We start from the raw sequence: 16,545 nt of genomic DNA on the forward strand, positions 1-16,545 counted from the left end.
AGTCTGCTTTTAAAGCTATCATAACGGTATTTTAGAGCGGTTTTCTTCTATATAATATAAACTGCTTAAAGCGTATTCACATCTATACGTATCGAACAAGCAGTATTGTTCTTCATTTTATAGAAACAGGATGTCTGTGAGAATTGAATCCGAACAGATTCTGTTGAAATGAATGTGTGAGGGTGCAGATATCATCGAAGAGGCAGAGGGCATCTTAGAATTTTAATGTTGTTTGGCATTTTATGCTCTTTTTGAGCTTCTTTAAAGCAGTTGTACATTGCTTTGCTGCCTAAATGATTAGCGGAGTGAATCGTGATTCGATCGGCATATAAATGGTGTTTTACCATAAAATGCACGAGCATTAATCCATTCCGTGTCTTGCTGAGTAAATCGTGATCGAGTGACAAATGTTCAACATCGAATGATCTTAAAAGATCAATACATTCGTCAATCGTTTCGGCTAAAACATGACCGTCAGGGCATTTGCGATAGTCGTCTAGAAAAACATTGATTTTCATGACTGATTCTCCCTTCCTTGCCTTGTATTTAGTGTAACATACATAATGTCATATACCTACCTAAGTCTATTCGACACGTTTTAAGCTATTCCTTCTTAAATAGGGGTAAAAACACGAATTTTTATCATTATTTGCATATTCACGGCGAATAAACAGGAAATAAGGAAAGAGATGTCGAACGAAAAGTGAATAGATAAACAGTTTAAACTGGAAATTAACTTTTTTTATTTTGTGATTTTTGTTTAACAAGGTCATTTAAATCCCAGATTTGACAAGGGATGGAAAAGGTTTAATGAATAAAAGATTGTGAGAAAAAAACGATAATTTGCGATTTTTTTAAAATAAATTGGAAATTTCTCTTTACGAAAAAGATGTTTGGGACGTATAATTTGATTTAAGGATTTTTTGGAACATAGTATGACAATATGACAAAAAAGAAAAGTAAGGTGAATAGAATGGGTAAGTTATTTAGTATCGGTGAAGTATTAATTGATATGATTCCAGCTCAAAAAGGTCTTCAATTGAAAGAAGTGGAATCGTTTACGCGTGTGCCAGGCGGAGCGCCGGCAAACGTTGCGGCAGTTGTTGCTACATACGGTAATGAGTCAGCGCTTATTACAAAAGTTGGAGAAGATGCGTTTGGAGACTTTCTAGTAGATACGCTTCGTGAAGTAGGAGTAGGTACTGATATGGTCTATCGTACAGAAGAAGCAAACACAGCTTTAGCTTTCGTTTCTCTGCGTGAAGACGGAGAAAGAGATTTCAGCTTCTATCGTAATCCTTCAGCAGATTTATTGTTAACGGAAGACGAAATTAACCCTGATTGGTTTGCAAGCAACGATCTTCTTCATTTCTGTTCGGTTGATTTAGTTGAAAGTCCTATGAAATACGCTCATATGAAAGCGATTAAAAGCATGAAAGAAAAAGGTGGAGTTATCAGCTTTGATCCAAATGTACGTCTTCCACTGTGGAAAGACCATGAGCTATGCCGTCAAACGATTTTAGAATTTATTCCTCAAGCGCACATTGTCAAAATTTCAGACGACGAGCTAACGTTTATCACAGGCATTGAAGATGAACAGCAAGCGATTCAGTCTCTATTTACAGGTGACGTTCAAGTAGTTGTGTTCACAAAAGGTGCAGAAGGCGCAACGCTTTATACAAAAGAAGCTGTCTATGAATCAAACGGTTACAAAGTAGCGGTTGTTGATACAACAGGTGCAGGAGATGCGTTTATTGGCGGATTCCTTTATCAGCTATTAAGCCGCGATGTGTCACAAGAAAACTTAACGGCTATTCTTGACTCAGACCACGATGCTATTTTGCGCTTTGCCAATGCAAGCGGTGCCTTAACGACAATTGGAAAAGGTGCGATCAGTTCCATTCCAGCCAAAGAAGTAGTCGAGCAATTTTGCAAGCCTGTAGCTAACTAAAATGAAAAGGCTTTATCTCTTCTTATTTTCAATCAGCAGAGGCGTCCGTTTCTGCTGATTGCAGATCACATAAGAGGAAAAAGCGAGCTGCGGAGCAAGAAGAAAAAAAATTTTTCTGTTTTTAAAAAATAATCAAAAAAATTTCTAGCTAAATAATAAATGTTCGTGTTAGTATAATACGAGCAGCAAGAAATAGCAGTTTTACCACCATTTATGAAAACGTTATATATTTATCGATGTAGAAAATTTAATAGGATTAAAGAGCGATCCTATTAAATTTTCTAGACCTAAGCGTCTGTTGCCCCCCTTGCGGGGTAGGCATCAGACGCTTAGGTGAACCTTTGGGGGAATATTCAAGAGGCAACAAGTCTGTAGCCCTTGGTAAAAGAAAAGCAGCAGGTCGTTACATACGATGTACATAGATTAGAAATAGGAAAGTAGGTTAAGAGAAAGATGGATATTTTGCTAGGTGTTCTTCCTTCCGTTGCGTGGGGAAGCATGATTTTAGTTAGTATGAAGATGGGCGGTGGACCTTACAGTCAAACGCTTGGAACAATTATTGGAGCTTTGATCCTTTCATTTGTTCAGTTTATGATTGTTCAGCCGGTGTTAACGCCAACGCTTGTTATTGTCGGAATTGTTTCAGGTTTGTTCTGGTCAGTAGGTCAAAGTAATCAGTTTAAAAGTGTTCCATACCTTGGTGTTTCAAAGTCAATGCCGATTTCAACGGGTATGCAATTAGTATCAACAGCTCTTTTTGGTGTTATTGTATTTAAAGAATGGTCAACGCTTCAAACGATTGTGCTTGGATCTATTGCGATTCTTTTAATACTAGCAGGCGTTGTGCTTTCTTCATTAGACGGTAAAAAAGAAGGAGCACAAGGGACTCCAGGACAAACGAAAAAAGGAGTTATCACTCTTATCATTTCAAGTCTTGGATTCTTAGTTTACGTAGTTATCGCACGTATTTTCAACGTAGACGCATGGGCAGCACTATTCCCGCAAGCAATTGGTATGTTAATTGGCGGTTTAATCATTACATACAAACATAAGCCATTTAACAAATATACGATTCGTAATATCTTACCAGGTCTAATCTGGGCATCTGGAAACATGTTCTTATTCTTATCTCAATCAAGACTAGGCGTAGCAACAAGCTTTTCATTATCGCAAATGGGTATCGTTATTTCTATCTTTGGCGGTATTGTCTTCTTGGGAGAAAAGAAAACAAAGCGTCAATTGTTTTATGTATCTCTTGCGAGTGTACTGATTATTTCAGGCGGTATCTGCATAGGCCTCGCAAAAGCCCACGCTTAATATATCGATGTAGAAAAACCCCCATGGCTAGAGTGCAGCCATGGGGGTTTTTCTAGACCTAAGGTTTTGAGGCACCCCTTGCGGGGTAGCCTCAAAACCTTAGGTAAAGTCAAATCCATAGTGCTCTTGGAGATTTCCAAGCTGTACGTTTGTGTGAGTGTTTCTCGTTCTTAAGTATGATTGTTTTTCATTCTTTGTTAGGAAGCTGTTTGGTGTGAAATGGCTTATAATAGTAGGAAAGGATGGGGGAGAGGCTATGATTAAGAGTATTTATGAGACGCATGTACAGGTTCGGAGTTTGGAGGATTCGATTGAGTTTTATAGACATCTTGGGCTGACGTTTGTTCATAAAATTGAAGAGCGGCGCTGTGCTTTTTTCTTTGTTGGGGAACAAAAGCAAATGCTTGGTCTTTGGGAAACAGACGAAAAAGAGTTGAAAAGAAGTCACTTTGCTTTTGGAATTGAAGCCGCAGATATTCATGAAGCGTTAACGTGGCTGCGTTCAAAAGGTATTGAACCTGAAGAAACGTCGTTTGGAAAGCCGCAGACAGAGCCAATTGTTCATACGTGGATGCCGGCAGCGTGCGTGTACTTTAATGACCCTGACGGTAACAGCTTGGAGTTAATTACGCTTTTGAATGATGAGCCCGTTGTATCTAAGGATTTTCCGTATTTAAGTGAATGGAATAAAGAGATCGGGACGAAATTATTTTAGCACAAGTGAAAAACGAACCACTGATCAACGTGTTTGATTAGCGGTTCGTTTTTTTAGTTATGGTAAACGTAGGTTTCATATGTGTAGGTCTTTCTAGCAGTTGATTGGAGGGCAAGGCGAAGACTCCTGCGGGAAAAGCGGAATAGGTGAGACCCCGCAGGAGCATAAGCGACGAGGAGGCTTACCGGCCGCCCGCGGAAAGCAAAGCCTTGCACGGAAATTAACTGCGGTGTCATAAGCGATTTATATGAGCTCGTGTATCTCATTTGTTCGTCTTTAGGTTGGGTTGATTTCGTTATGTCTCAACTTTTTTTATGTATCATAAACGTAGAATTGACATAATAATAAACATATAATATATTTGTTTATAAATTAATAAACAAAATAGAAAGGTGTCTATTTAAATGGTAAACGACTTGTTTTGGGAATCATCTTTTGAAGATATGAAAAAAGGATACGGGGAAAGCGAAGATCACTACCACTGCTTACTGTGCGGTGAAAGTATTGAAAAAGGCATTATTTATCCGGTGGAAGGTGTTTTTTATGAAGCAAAACGTTATATGAAGCTTCATATTGAACAGCAGCACGGATCTGTATTTCATCATTTAATAGGGCTAGATAAAGAGGTAACCGGTCTTTCTGATCATCAAAAAAATTTAGTGAAGTTTTTTAAAGAAGGAAAAAGTGATAGTGATATTCAAAAAGAAATGGGAATCGGCAGTTCATCCACCATTCGGAATCACCGCTTTACATTAAAGAAAAAAGAGCGTCAGGCAAAAGTGTTTTTAACGCTGATGGAACTGTTAAATGAAGGGGAAGAAGAGAAGGCGGTACCCGTAACAAATACGGTGCCTAGAAGAAGTCAGCGCTACAGCGTCAGTGATGAAGAGCGTGAAAAGATTTTAGCGAAGAATTTTCCGCAAGGTTTAAACGGACCGCTTCGTACTTTTCATTTGCAAGAAAAACACCGTCTTGTTGTTCTTGAAGAATTAAGCGGGCATTTTGAGTTTGGCGCAACGTATACCGAAAAAGAAGTAAATGATAGGTTAACACCTTTTTATGACGACTATGCGGTGCTGCGACGCTATTTAATTGAGTACGGGTTCTTAGAGCGCAGCGCAGACGGAAGCAGCTACTGGAGAAAAGGAGAGACAGAGATGAGTATGGACTCAAAAGACTACAAAAAACAAATGAAGCAGCTAGCGAAAGAAGTAAAAACAGAAGGCGGCGTGTATCAAATTAAAAACCTTCACAACGATAAGATTTATATTGGCTCTACGCCTAACGTTAAAACGTTAAACGGCGTAAAGTTCACGTTAAAGACGAACACTCATCAAAATAAAGAGCTTCAAGATGAGTGGAATACGTATGGTGCGGATGCTTTTTCAATTGAGATGCTGGAAACGATTAAAAGAGAAGAAGAAAAAGCACTTTCAAAAAAGGATTTGCTAAAACTAGAAGCGAAATGGTTAGAGAAGCTGCAGCCTTACGGCGAAAAAGGCTATCATTCGCCGAAAGCTGATACAAAGGAGAAATAGGTGTGAAGAATCAAGATGTGAAAAGTGAAGTAGTGGAATCAGAAAAATCCGTCAGTAAGCTGATGCTTGTGTTTTTGATTCCGCTTATGTTAAGTAATGCCATGCAGTCCGTTGGGCAGCTGGCAGGGAGTATTATTGTCGGAAGAGCGCTTGGAGTTGATGCGTTAGCCGCTATTTCCGCGTTTTTTCCTCTGTTTTTCCTGCTCGTGTCGTTTTCAATTGGAATTGGGTCAGGAAGTTCCATTTTAATCGGGCAAGCGTACGGGGCACAAAATGAAAAACGAGTGAAAGAAATTATCGGTACCACGCTCACGTTTACCTTTTTGGTCGGAATTGTGCTTGCTGTTTTGGGAAGCATATTTGCTCCGGAGATTCTTCGGATTATGGGAACGCCGGCTAATATTATTGACGTAACGGTTCACTATGCGCGCATTTTGTTTGTGGCGATTACTGTTTTGTTTTTATACTTTGTTTATACGACGTTTATGCGCGGAACCGGAGACTCTAAAACGCCTTTCTACTTTTTAGTTGTGAGTACGGTCTTAAACCTGATTTTTCTTCCGATTTTAATTTTCGGATGGATTGGAGTGCCAAAGCTTGGCGTGTACGGCGCTGCGTACGCAACGGTGTTTTCAACCGTATTAACGTTCATTATTATGATTATCTATTTGCGTAGGAAAAATCATCCGTTAAAGTTTGACTCATCCATTTCATTAAAAATGGACGGAACGCTGTTAAAGCTGCTTATGCGTTTAGGGATTCCCGCTAGTATCAATATGATTTTAGTTTCTCTTTCTGAAATTGCGGTCATTACGTTTGTAAACGGATTTGGCTCAGACGCTACAGCAGCGTACGGAGCGGTGAACCAAGTAGCAAGCTATGTACAAATGCCGGCAATCAGCTTAGGAATTGCGGTTTCTATTTTTGCGGCGCAGTCGATTGGTGCCAATAAATTTGAGCGTTTAAAAGAAGTGATTCGCTCTGGAATTATGCTGAATTATGTTATTGGCAGCGTGTTGATTTTACTTATTTATCTCTTTTCCAATCAAATATTAGCACTGTTTTTAACAAATCAGCACACGCTCCATATTGCCGAAGAGCTGTTAGTGATAACGCTTTGGAGCTATTTGATTTTCGGTCATGCGCAAATTATTACCGCTACGATGCGAGCAAGCGGTACGGTGCTTTGGCCTACGGTATTTAGCATTATGGCGATTTGGTGTGTGGAAGTGCCCGTAGCCTACGTGTTATCGCAGTTCACGTCTCTTGAAATCAAAGGGATTTGGATCGGATATCCAGCGGCGTTTGTGGTCAGCTTAATCCTGCAGTACAGCTATTATCAATTTGTATGGAAGAAAAAGAAAATTGAACGCCTTGTCGGATAAAAAACGAGCGGAAACGCTCGTTTTTTATTTTTTCTAATTAAAACACCCTTAGCAAAGAGTTTTAATAGGATAGTGCATATAACTTTTTAATGAAAAGAGGGTATGACACTATGAGCAAATCTGGATTTGTGCCGGATAATTCAAATATTAAAAAAAGCTCAGGAACGCCTAATCTGTCAGTGAATTATAAGCAAAACGTCCTGTTCAAACGAAACGACCAAAATATAGCGTATCAGCTAACCTCAACTCAGCTGCCTGCCATGCTCGGAGGTGCGTTTGTTGATTTATATATGACGAAAGGGCATATGAGAGAGCCGCACTGGCATCCAAATGCGTGGGAATTAGATGTCGTCGTTTCAGGTGAAGTGCAGGTGTCTATCTTAGACCCTGATACAAGCAGCATGCACAATTACCGGATAAAAGAAGGCGAAGTTGTTTTTATACCGATGGGCTGGTGGCACTGGATCGAACCGCTATCGGAAGAAGCGCACCTGCATCTTTTTTTTAACAACGATCAATTTGAGTCTACAGAAGGATCCGACGTGCTCCGCTTAACGCCTCCTATTGTGTTTCAGAAAGCGTATGGAGTAAGTGCAAGCGAAGTAGCAGAAGCCGTTGCTCCGATTACCGATACGGTTATCATTGGGCCGCCTAATCATTCTTTTTATCAAAAGAGCTATCTCAAAGATGAACGGGATGAACGAATTGTGGTTAAGATAAATGAAAAAGTAGTGCCTGCTGAAGATAAGTAGCAAAAAAAGAGGCTGGGATAAAAGCCTTTTAGGCGAAGTGAAAAACGAACCATGAATCTTTAATTCACGGTTCGTTTTCCTGTTATAGTGAACGTAGATTTCATTTGTTTCATTCCTTCTAGCAGTTGATTGGAGGGCAAGGCGAAGACTCCTGCGGGAAAAGCGGAACAGATGAGACCCCGCAGGAGCGCAAGCGACGAGGAGGCTCAGCGGCCGCCCGCGGAAAGCGAAGTCTTGCACGGAAATCAACTGCGGTGTCACAAGCAGTTCAGCTTATGTATCTCCTTTGGTCGTCTTTAGATTGGTTTCATTTTGTTATGTCCCAGCCTCATTTTCGTGAGGCGTCTTTTATAAAAACAGCTCCTCACGTTCTAAGTGCTTGTGTAGACGGGTTGTGACTTGTTTTTGATTCCATTCGTTTTGCGGAAACTGCTGCTTGTCTACGTGAGCAACGGCCGGCTTATAGGTTTTTTGAATCCGTTTGATATCATTAAACGTTGCGTTGGTTTCAATGTGATCAGCCAGCGTAAATACAAGAGAATGCAGCTTTGTAACATTGGGAATCGTAGCTGCTTGGCTGAAAATGGCTTTCGCGACGGACAGCTGTCTTTCATGCGCCGTAAAGACGTCTTGTTCATTCCGCTCCTTTAAATAAACAAGTGCTTCTTTTCCGTTAAGGCGAATCGATCCTTTTGGAAAAACAATGTTGCTGTGTTCAAAAGCACGTTTGTTTGTGACGATAATGCCGCCTAATTTATCTACAGCATCGACGACTGACTGCTGATCCATTTTGACATAATAATCAACAGGAAGCTTTGCATATGCTTCAACTTTCTTTATAACAGCATTCATATTTCCTTGGTGATAAATAGTTCGCAGGGTTTCATTGCCGAGCTGAGTTGACCCTGGCAAGTGGGTCATCTTTATTGATTCATGCTGTTTATTAACAGTCATATACACAAATGACGTATTTTGATGGTTTTCTTGAATTAAAAGCAGGGAAAACGGTTGCCCTTTTTTTAAATTGACGTGTGTTTTGTTACCATGCTCAAGCGGTACATACGTTTGATCAACGGCAGCTTTCACCGTATGATAGCCTGCAAATGTGATGCTGACAAAACTGACGAGTAAAAATAGTACGAGACCGCCAATCCACTCTTTTTTTGCTTTGCTGCTCATCGTCTCACCTTTTTCTATCGAAGTCGTTCGTAGTATTGCCATCTTAAAAGGGGAGTAAAACAAATGAGCGCTATTTTTATTGCTTATCTTGCTTTTTCTTGGCGTAGGTTTTGAGTTCTGTAATTAAAATCGCTTGTTCTTCCACATCGTTAAACGCTTCGATGCCATAAAGGTATTCGGTGTGCCGTTTTTCTTTCCACACGCAAAGCCCGGTAATATGGATCGGTTTTTCATTTAAATAAAAGCTGATTTTTAGCTGAATTTGATGGTTGAAAATAGGTAAATCAAGCGGCGTGATTATTTTGATTCCTTTTGGTGAAAGGTCGATAACGGACAAAGGACCTGGCTTAGAATCGATTTCTTTGTTGTCGTATTTAGCAATGGAAAACGTTCCAACAATGGGAGTCTCAAATAAAAAGCGAAACGGTTCTTCACGTTTAAAATGCATGTATCATCAGTCCTTTTCGTAATCTAAGTTTGTTAAGTAAGTATTCGATGAAAGTCTAAAAATTCCTACACGTTTTTCCCCATCCCCCATATAATGTTTATCGATGTAGAATCTCTACCATGGCCACAGACCGGCCATGGTAGAGATTCTAGACCTAAGCGGAGGTCACCCCCCTTGCGGGGTTGGTGGCCTCCGCTTAGGTAGACCTTTGTGGGAGGGTTCGAGAGGTCTGGGGTAGTGCTTGCTGTTTGTAAGTACTATCGTATTATTAACTAGCGGGTATACTAGTAGGGCTTTTGTAAAATAAGGGCATAATAACTTGCTTTTATAGTATCGGAAGTTTTGTTTGAAACTTTAAATGGTGAGGGAAAGGTTTTGAAAAAAGCGCTACGCTAGAGTTGGATTGTATGTTAAAATTAAACTTTGTGAAGTAGCTGTATTACAAGTCAGCGTTCCTTCAACTAATTAGGAGGTGAGATGAATGGGCACTGATGACCCCATTTCGATGAAGGTTACTGCAAAACAAGATAGGGGCAACAAAGGTGTATGTGTTCCTCTCATTTCAACGAAGGAAAATACTCCTTAATGCCTCAATGATGTGAGGTGAAAAATCAATGATTAAAACATACTTATATGATGATGAAACAAAAGAAATGGTAACGAATCTTGATTTAGGAGACGTGCATGAGAAATTGCGCAATCCTGATAATTTGCTGTGGATTGATCTGTATGATGTCCACGGACAAGAGCTTGCTCAAATTGCTAAATTATTCGATTTTCACCCATTGGCGATCGAAGACTGCTTACACGACAGTCCTCGCGCTAAAATGGATGATTACGAAGACTATAAATTTTTCGTTTTTCACGCCCTTCGCTATAACGAAGAAAGTGATGACGAGATTACCACGCTTGAGTTAAATGCCTTTGTCGGATCAAATTACGTAGTGACGATTCATAAACATAAAATGGGCTGGCTTCGCAAAATGGATGCTGTGTGCTCACGCTATCCAAAGTTTATGAACCGCGGCGCCGACTTTTTGCTATATGCTTTGATTGATGGCATCACGGACGAATATTTTCCGATTTTAGACCGAATTGACATGCGTATTGATGAATTAGAAGATGAAATCTACAACAAAGAAGTCCGCGGAGTGACGGAAGAGTTCTTGGCGTTAAAAAGAACGATTATCTTAATCCGTCGCGTTATTCTGCCTCAGCGCCGAATTTTCTTAACGGTTAATGGAAAGTGGAAATTCGACATACGAGAAGAAAATGTTCCTTTCTACATTGACCTGCTTGACCACTTGGAGCGTATTGTAGACTCTGCTGAAACATTTAGAGACCTCGTAAACAGTGCGCTTGATACGTATTATTCTATTACCAATGCAACTTCATCTGAAAAGCTAAATGTCTTAACGTTAATTTCAACAATTATGCTTCCGCTAACGTTCGTAACCGGATTTTTTGGAATGAACGTACCGATTCCATATCAAAATTCCCACTGGGCTACTGCTGTTATTATTGTTATGTTAATTGTGTTAACGTGGGGAATGTGGAAATACTTTAAAAACAAACAGCTGTTATAACAAAAAGGCACTTGGCCATAAGCCAAGCGCCTTTTTTCTTTATTTTGTCACCGTTTTTGTTGTTGCTTTACTCGTATTGTTCGCTTTGTCTTTTGCGGTTACGCTTAAGACTGTTTTTTCTTTTTGCTTTTTAATTTTTACTGAGTATTGTCCTTTGCTGTTAGCAGCAGCAGAGCCAATGCTTTTTTTGTTTACGGTTACTGTTACGGTAGCATTTGCTTCTGCTTTACCCGTTACAGCCGTGCTTTTTGTTGTGACAGCATTTACGCTTGGTGCAGCAGGAGGAGTTTTATCGCTCACTTTTACAGTCGTAGCTTTACTTGTGTTGTTAGCTGCGTCTGCTGCTGTTACGCTGATTGCTGTACCCGCTTTTTGTTTTTTAATCGTTATGCTGTACTGACCTTTTGCGTTAGCTTTTGCTTTGCCGATTTCTTTGTTGTTCACTTTGGCTACAACAGATGCATTTGCTTCTGCTGTTCCTTTAATAGCTGTATCCGCGTCGCTGACTGGATTCACTTTAGGTGCATTTGGAGCAATAACGTCACGCACCGTTACTTTTACTTCTTCACTTTCTTGTTTTTGGCTGTTTGTAGCCGTGATATACAAGACTGTGTTTTCTTTTTGTTTTGGAATCTTCACTTTGAACGCGCCTTTTGCATCAGCTTTTGCCGAAGCAATCACTTTTTTAGCGCTGTTTTTAACATTTACCGTAAAATTCGCTTTAGACGTTCCTGTTACGTATTCATCTTTATTCGTCACGGCTTTTACCGCTGGTTTGGCAGGTGCTTTTTGAACAACTGCACGAATGCTTGTGCTTGCTTTTCCGTTTGTGACAACCACTTGTAAAACGGTATCAGCTTTTTGAGCTGGAATGTTCACAGAGAACGTATTTTTTGCATCAGCTTTGGCAGTGCCAAGTGTTTTTGAGCCGTTCATTACTTTAACAGTTGAACCGCTTTGAGCTTTACCTGTAACAACTTTTTGCGTGCTGACAAATGTATTTACCTGCGCTTGCAGCTGCTGTGCACTTACCGCGCTGTACGCATTTAAACGTCCCCATCCTGATACGTAATCGTAGCCTGGAGCAGGAGGTTCTGCTGGACTTTCTTCATCATCGTATACAGGAGCATCTTTCTCGTCAAACTTAATATCTTTAGCTGTGTCCGTTAGGCGTTTTTCAACGTCTTTTGGCTTTAAGCCTGGGTTTTGGGACAGTAATAATCCCGCAACGGCTGCCACGTGAGGTGTTGCCATTGATGTTCCGCTTAAGTAAGTAACGTTTCCGTCTGGAATAAGACTTGGAATATCAGAGCCTGGAGCTGTAATATCTAATCCTTTTCCATAGTTTGAGTAGTCAGATACGATATCTAAACGGTTTGACGCGCCTACTGAAATCGCATAGGCAGATGAAGCTGGGTAAGAGAGCTCTTCCATACCGTCATTTCCGCTTGCTGCTACAACCGTTACGTTATGGTCGTATGCATATTTTAATGAATATTCAAGCACGCGGCTGTAAGATCCGCCAAGGCTTAAGTTAATAACTCTTGCACCGTGATCGACCGCGTATTTAATACCATACGCAATTTGTTCTGTATCTCCGCTTCCAGATGCGTCTAAAATTTTAACCGGTAAAATTTTTGCGTGAGAATTAATGCCGGCCATTGAATAGTTATTGTTTGCAGAGGCTGCGATAATACCTGCTACGTGAGTTCCGTGTCCGTTGTCATCAGTTGCATTCGACGAACGATCCACGTAGTTGTATCCAGTCTTTGTATCCACTACGCCTTTTAAATCAGCTAGTGATGAATCGACGCCCGTATCCGCAACGGCAATAACCGTATCTTTTAATTTTTGCCCGTTTAGTAATTTTTCAAGTGATTCGTATTGAATATCGGCATGCTGAGTACCGTCATTTTTACCCGTGTTGTTTAATGACCATTGATACGGATATTGTGAATCCATTGAAAGAGCGTGGTACTCTTGAACCGGCTCGATAAATTCAGTTTCAGGAAGTGCCTGAATTTGTTTTGCCGTCATTTTACCTTGAGCAGACGACGTGCTGAAGCTTTTTCCATTGCTGTCATCTAATTGAATAACAAACATATTATCAAAAGAAGCAGCTGATTGTTTTAATGGATTAATAGATTCAATGCTTGCTGATTTTGACTGTGCTTTTGTTTTAAATGACTTTGCATTTGCACCATCTTTTAATTTAACAATATAGCGAGTTTCCGCTTTTGTTGAAACGCTGTTTGCGCTGACTAACTTAGCTCTTACTAATACAGACGATACGTTTAAGTCCGTTACGTCTTTTAATTTTGTCTGTGCTGCTATTTTTTCTAAGTCTTTCTTTAAAGCAGCCGGAACGGATTTATAAGCGATGCTGTATAAATCATTGATTGCTTTTTGATCAGCACTTGTAATCATATATGTGCTTGATGCGCCGTTTTTCGCTACATCTGTAAATAAACCTTTTAGCTGAACTAAATCTTTGTATACTTGTTCGCGCATTGATTTATCGATAATCATTTTAGAGCTGATAAACGGAGCGGCTTTGTAGTAAAGAGAAGAAAGGTCTTTTCCGCTTGCTGTTTTTGAAAGCACAGCGTCACGAATCGTACGCAAATCTTTTAAAATACCTTTTCCGTTTTCTTTTTGGCTTGTACTTAATTCAGCCGGGCATTCTTCTTCCATCATTTGAGAAGGAGGAAGTGAAGCGCCTTCATAGCTGATTGTGTAAGGAACTTCTGTTTTTAATTCCGGTTGAGGTTCAGAAGGTGTTTTTCCCTCTTCTTCTGTATCGTCTTCGATGATGATATCTTCATCTCCATAATAATCAACTTTCACATAATAAGGGCCAGTCCAGGCGATTGGAAAATCAAGCTGAGCAGGCTCGTCTTTGTAAGAGTATCCCATATAACGGTCAAATGCCACGTTGTTTTTGGCATTTTCAAGGCTAGAGTAAACCGTGATGTTTACTTCATCATCACTTTGAAGCTTAATTCGGTAGTGTGAAAATTTTGCTACCTCTTGCTTAGAAGGATTAATTTTGTACCAATGCGTTTGTTCTGGTTCTGTAAATGTTCCTTTTGCTGCTTTACCAATGCTTAATGTTTTTTCATTAGCAGGAGGATTGCCTGCTGCTTGTGTTTTCAGTAAGCCTAATTGGCTAAAACACAAGGTGAACATTAAAGCAAAAGCAATAAAACGATAAATTGACCCTTTTTTCATGTTAAACCTCCAAAAAAATATAGTAAAAAACAGGAATTACATACCTATTAAACCATAAAGTTTAAAAACTTGTAAATAATTACTGTTGCTTATTTTAGTATTTTGTCAAGTTATTAATCTCGCATAAAAAATGGTGAGATAAGTCCTAGTTGCAAAAAGTAGAAAAAATTGGAATAATAAAGATTGAGCCTATTTGTAAGAGGCGAAAGTACGCTGACAAGGGAAGAAGGGAATGAGAATTATTTTTAAAAGCAGAATCTGTTGGAGAAAATCTGATCGGTTTCTTTTTACCTGTGTTTATAAAGGGGAAATCGGGCTATATAAATAAAGATTGGAAAAATTTTCAGTCTAATTAAGTTCATTTGTAGCATATAATACGAGCTGGATTTCTTTTATAATAAACAAAAGCAAAGAAAGAGCAAATGGTGAAAAGGAGTGAAAGAAGTTGTCAAATGTGATGCAACGACAGGAAAAACGAATGAAGTTTGATGCCGAACAGCTTGCACCCCTTGATATTGATAAAGAGACAAAGAAGTTGCTAACAGAAAAAGGATTGCCCAAAGAAGCTTCACCATTTCTAGAGTTCGTTTCATCCAAAGGAAAGCTAACAACATTATGCGAAACATTTGAGTTATCATCTCGCTACCAGCACTATTGGTTTTTAGGAACAACAGGGGCTGGAGATCCAATTTGTCTTCATCAAAAAAACGGTTCGGTTGTGCTGCTCGATACGTCCAACGATGACTGCGAGCGTTTCGTGAATACAACTTTTCCGCAGTTTTTAGCATGCTTAGATGTGTTTGAAGAGCTAGTAGAAGAAACGATTCAAGCGAACGGAGAATCTGCATACTTAGAGAGACACATTCCTGCTGAGGTGCTGCAGCGATGCAAAAAACGTATGAATGAAATTGATGAAGCTTGCTTAGCCCCTTATTCTTTTTGGTTCAAAGAACTTTCTTTTTAATAATATAGTAGAAAAATAGACATGGCCGTTTTGGTCATGTCTATTTAGTTGTGGCTGCAGGACTATTAATATAGATAGAATAAATAAAAATGATAGTATATAATGGATATAAATTCCTTTTTTTAGAGAAGGAGGAGGGTGTAAATGATTTCTTTATTTGGATTAATGGGTGCTTTCTTCGTGCTGCTTTTTGGTGCGTCGTATTTCTTCTATAGAAGAAACTCGCCCGTCCAGTACGGAATTTCACTTAGCAGCATGCTAATAAGCATATTTCTATTTCTATATAGCATATTTGGAGTTAGCGGCTTTGAAGGAATGAGTCTTGGTGCTTTAGCGGCTGCTTTGTTTTTGGCGTCGGTTCTGAGCTTGTTCGTCAGCGTTCTTTTTAATATCATAAATGGACGAGGGAAAGGTGCTGTATAAAATGGGAGAGATAACCTTTAGAGAAGCAGTGCGAGAAGATTTGGATCAAATTGTTGAAATGCTCGCGGATGATATGCTCGGAAGTAAACGAGAACGCTATGAATTACCGCTTCCAGACTGTTATGTCCAAGCATTTCAGGCAATTGATGCGGATCCAAACAATGAGCTGATTGTCGCATGTAAAGATAGTGAAGTAATAGGTGTTCAACAAATAACCTTTACGCCCCACATTGCAAGACAAGGCGGGTGGAGAGCCACGATTGAAGGAGTTCGAACCGCTTCGTCACAGCGCGGAAAAGGGGTTGGCTATCAGCTGATTACATGGGCGATTGAACGAGCGAAAGAACGTAATTGTCAGTTAGTACAATTAACAACGGACAAGGAACGATCGGAGGCTTTGCGTTTCTATCAAAAGCTTGGATTCACAGTTTCTCATGAAGGATTAAAGCTCCATTTGTAATTGGCTGTTAATGGTTGTATCCCCGTGGTAAGAATTTTTTGATTAAAATGAATTTTTTCGTTTAGTTCAATTGAAACGTGGTATACAGATAGTACAGAGCCGATAGAAATTTTTCTAAGGCTACTGTGAAAGGTAAATACTTAGCTTCATGAAGGGACTGGTTTAGTTTTGGAATACTTAACAGCAACTTCAGCAAACGTATTACCTCACATGAAAAGCAGATATTCTGATCTGACAATTGGCACTCTCGTTATGAACCGATATACGTAGCGAAAGGGCCCTACAAGGGCAAATGAACATGAAATAATTAGCATGATATGAAGGGAAGAACCTGCATCAGTTTTGATGCAGGTTCTTTTTTGTGAGATGCGGCAAGAAATCTTATACAAAACTTTGGCAGGAATTTATATGTAAAATCTATAAGTTAAGTATGGTAAATTATTTTAACATTACGGATGAAATCATACATACGATAATTATGAAAGAAGCTAAAACCCAGCTAGAACATTACTGAAAAAAAATCTTTAAATGAATGCACTACGAAATTTCTTATAACTTATTTGACACCTAAGGTATAAAAGAGTATACTTATGTTA

16 protein-coding genes are annotated in these 16,545 nt (G+C 39.5%); 12 read left to right on the top strand and 4 right to left on the bottom strand.

Annotated features, from left to right (window positions below; translation table 11 throughout):
- Nucleotides 1-191: 191 nt before the first annotated feature.
- A complete protein-coding gene (locus ACNHOZ_RS14775; RefSeq protein WP_014461165.1) occupies nucleotides 192-518 on the bottom strand; it encodes a cyclic-phosphate processing receiver domain-containing protein in 327 nt (108 codons plus the stop codon).
- Nucleotides 519-973: 455 nt separating this feature from the next.
- On the opposite strand from ACNHOZ_RS14775, the gene ACNHOZ_RS14780 reads away from it, so the two are divergent.
- From ACNHOZ_RS14780 to ACNHOZ_RS14815, 8 genes are all read left to right on the top strand, one after another.
- Nucleotides 974-1,951: a carbohydrate kinase family protein gene (locus ACNHOZ_RS14780; RefSeq protein WP_447697228.1), complete on the top strand. Its 978-nt coding sequence runs from the start codon at nucleotides 974-976 to the stop codon at nucleotides 1,949-1,951.
- Nucleotides 1,952-2,404: 453 nt separating this feature from the next.
- Nucleotides 2,405-3,268, top strand: coding sequence for a GRP family sugar transporter (locus tag ACNHOZ_RS14785; protein ID WP_014461163.1), 864 nt, complete (start codon nucleotides 2,405-2,407; stop codon nucleotides 3,266-3,268).
- Between the two features lie 256 nt (nucleotides 3,269-3,524).
- Entirely contained in the window at nucleotides 3,525-3,983 is a 459-nt protein-coding gene (locus ACNHOZ_RS14790) for a VOC family protein (RefSeq protein WP_048020478.1), read from the top strand.
- A 100-nt stretch (nucleotides 3,984-4,083) separates the two neighbouring features.
- Nucleotides 4,084-4,221 (top strand): hypothetical protein, encoded by a 138-nt coding sequence (locus tag ACNHOZ_RS14795; RefSeq protein ID WP_168760442.1) that lies wholly within the window; start codon nucleotides 4,084-4,086, stop codon nucleotides 4,219-4,221.
- A gap of 166 nt (nucleotides 4,222-4,387) precedes the next feature.
- Nucleotides 4,388-5,521 (top strand): DUF2087 domain-containing protein, encoded by a 1,134-nt coding sequence (locus tag ACNHOZ_RS14800; protein WP_168760443.1) that lies wholly within the window; start codon nucleotides 4,388-4,390, stop codon nucleotides 5,519-5,521.
- 62 nt (nucleotides 5,522-5,583) lie between these two features.
- Nucleotides 5,584-6,906: an MATE family efflux transporter gene (locus tag ACNHOZ_RS14805; RefSeq protein WP_447697247.1), complete on the top strand. Its 1,323-nt coding sequence runs from the start codon at nucleotides 5,584-5,586 to the stop codon at nucleotides 6,904-6,906.
- Nucleotides 6,907-7,016: 110 nt separating this feature from the next.
- Nucleotides 7,017-7,658 carry a cupin domain-containing protein gene (locus ACNHOZ_RS14810; RefSeq protein ID WP_447697229.1) on the top strand — a complete coding sequence of 214 codons (642 nt, stop codon included), beginning with the start codon at nucleotides 7,017-7,019 and terminating at the stop codon, nucleotides 7,656-7,658.
- Between the two features lie 125 nt (nucleotides 7,659-7,783).
- The gene (locus ACNHOZ_RS14815; protein ID WP_080968639.1) at nucleotides 7,784-8,056 is read left to right on the top strand and encodes a hypothetical protein; all 273 of its coding nucleotides are present in this window, start codon (nucleotides 7,784-7,786) and stop codon (nucleotides 8,054-8,056) included.
- Here ACNHOZ_RS14815 and ACNHOZ_RS14820 read toward each other — a convergent pair.
- Complete coding sequence (locus tag ACNHOZ_RS14820; RefSeq protein ID WP_447697230.1) at nucleotides 8,007-8,837, bottom strand: LCP family glycopolymer transferase; 831 nt, start codon at nucleotides 8,835-8,837, stop codon at nucleotides 8,007-8,009. The two genes, ACNHOZ_RS14815 and ACNHOZ_RS14820, sit on opposite strands and share 50 nt — an antisense overlap.
- A gap of 76 nt (nucleotides 8,838-8,913) precedes the next feature.
- A complete protein-coding gene (locus ACNHOZ_RS14825; RefSeq protein WP_028407825.1) occupies nucleotides 8,914-9,285 on the bottom strand; it encodes a PilZ domain-containing protein in 372 nt (123 codons plus the stop codon).
- Nucleotides 9,286-9,899: 614 nt separating this feature from the next.
- Here ACNHOZ_RS14825 and corA point away from each other — a divergent pair.
- The gene (gene corA, locus ACNHOZ_RS14830) at nucleotides 9,900-10,871 is read left to right on the top strand and encodes a magnesium/cobalt transporter CorA (protein ID WP_013055874.1); all 972 of its coding nucleotides are present in this window, start codon (nucleotides 9,900-9,902) and stop codon (nucleotides 10,869-10,871) included.
- Nucleotides 10,872-10,910: 39 nt separating this feature from the next.
- Here the strand turns inward: corA and ACNHOZ_RS14835 are convergent, their stop codons facing one another.
- Entirely contained in the window at nucleotides 10,911-14,102 is a 3,192-nt protein-coding gene (locus tag ACNHOZ_RS14835) for an Ig-like domain-containing protein (protein WP_447697231.1), read from the bottom strand.
- A gap of 454 nt (nucleotides 14,103-14,556) precedes the next feature.
- Here ACNHOZ_RS14835 and ACNHOZ_RS14840 point away from each other — a divergent pair, with 454 nt between their 5' ends.
- The 3 genes from ACNHOZ_RS14840 to ACNHOZ_RS14850 all read left to right on the top strand — a co-directional run bounded on the left by ACNHOZ_RS14840 (nucleotide 14,557) and on the right by ACNHOZ_RS14850 (nucleotide 15,949).
- Nucleotides 14,557-15,066: an SUKH-4 family immunity protein gene (locus ACNHOZ_RS14840; protein ID WP_223546654.1), complete on the top strand. Its 510-nt coding sequence runs from the start codon at nucleotides 14,557-14,559 to the stop codon at nucleotides 15,064-15,066.
- Between the two features lie 144 nt (nucleotides 15,067-15,210).
- Nucleotides 15,211-15,489, top strand: coding sequence for a YesK family protein (locus tag ACNHOZ_RS14845; RefSeq protein ID WP_165635632.1), 279 nt, complete (start codon nucleotides 15,211-15,213; stop codon nucleotides 15,487-15,489).
- Nucleotide 15,490: 1 nt separating this feature from the next.
- Complete coding sequence (locus ACNHOZ_RS14850; protein ID WP_063247605.1) at nucleotides 15,491-15,949, top strand: GNAT family N-acetyltransferase; 459 nt, start codon at nucleotides 15,491-15,493, stop codon at nucleotides 15,947-15,949.
- Nucleotides 15,950-16,545 lie beyond the last annotated feature (596 nt).

This window comes from Priestia sp. D51 (genome assembly GCF_053345675.1).

Excerpts from the sequence above, each read along its gene's own strand:
- ACNHOZ_RS14775 (WP_014461165.1), bottom strand. The coding sequence starts at position 518 with ATGAAAATCAATGTTTTTCTAGACGACTATCGCAAATGCCCTGACGGT.
- ACNHOZ_RS14780 (WP_447697228.1), top strand. The coding sequence starts at position 974 with ATGGGTAAGTTATTTAGTATCGGTGAAGTATTAATTGATATGATTCCA.
- ACNHOZ_RS14785 (WP_014461163.1), top strand. The coding sequence starts at position 2,405 with ATGGATATTTTGCTAGGTGTTCTTCCTTCCGTTGCGTGGGGAAGCATG.
- ACNHOZ_RS14790 (WP_048020478.1), top strand. The coding sequence starts at position 3,525 with ATGATTAAGAGTATTTATGAGACGCATGTACAGGTTCGGAGTTTGGAG.
- ACNHOZ_RS14800 (WP_168760443.1), top strand. The coding sequence starts at position 4,388 with ATGGTAAACGACTTGTTTTGGGAATCATCTTTTGAAGATATGAAAAAA.
- ACNHOZ_RS14805 (WP_447697247.1), top strand. The coding sequence starts at position 5,584 with ATGCTTGTGTTTTTGATTCCGCTTATGTTAAGTAATGCCATGCAGTCC.
- ACNHOZ_RS14810 (WP_447697229.1), top strand. The coding sequence starts at position 7,017 with ATGAGCAAATCTGGATTTGTGCCGGATAATTCAAATATTAAAAAAAGC.
- ACNHOZ_RS14820 (WP_447697230.1), bottom strand. The coding sequence starts at position 8,837 with ATGAGCAGCAAAGCAAAAAAAGAGTGGATTGGCGGTCTCGTACTATTT.
- ACNHOZ_RS14825 (WP_028407825.1), bottom strand. The coding sequence starts at position 9,285 with ATGCATTTTAAACGTGAAGAACCGTTTCGCTTTTTATTTGAGACTCCC.
- corA (WP_013055874.1), top strand. The coding sequence starts at position 9,900 with ATGATTAAAACATACTTATATGATGATGAAACAAAAGAAATGGTAACG.
- ACNHOZ_RS14835 (WP_447697231.1), bottom strand. The coding sequence starts at position 14,102 with ATGAAAAAAGGGTCAATTTATCGTTTTATTGCTTTTGCTTTAATGTTC.
- ACNHOZ_RS14845 (WP_165635632.1), top strand. The coding sequence starts at position 15,211 with ATGATTTCTTTATTTGGATTAATGGGTGCTTTCTTCGTGCTGCTTTTT.
- ACNHOZ_RS14850 (WP_063247605.1), top strand. The coding sequence starts at position 15,491 with ATGGGAGAGATAACCTTTAGAGAAGCAGTGCGAGAAGATTTGGATCAA.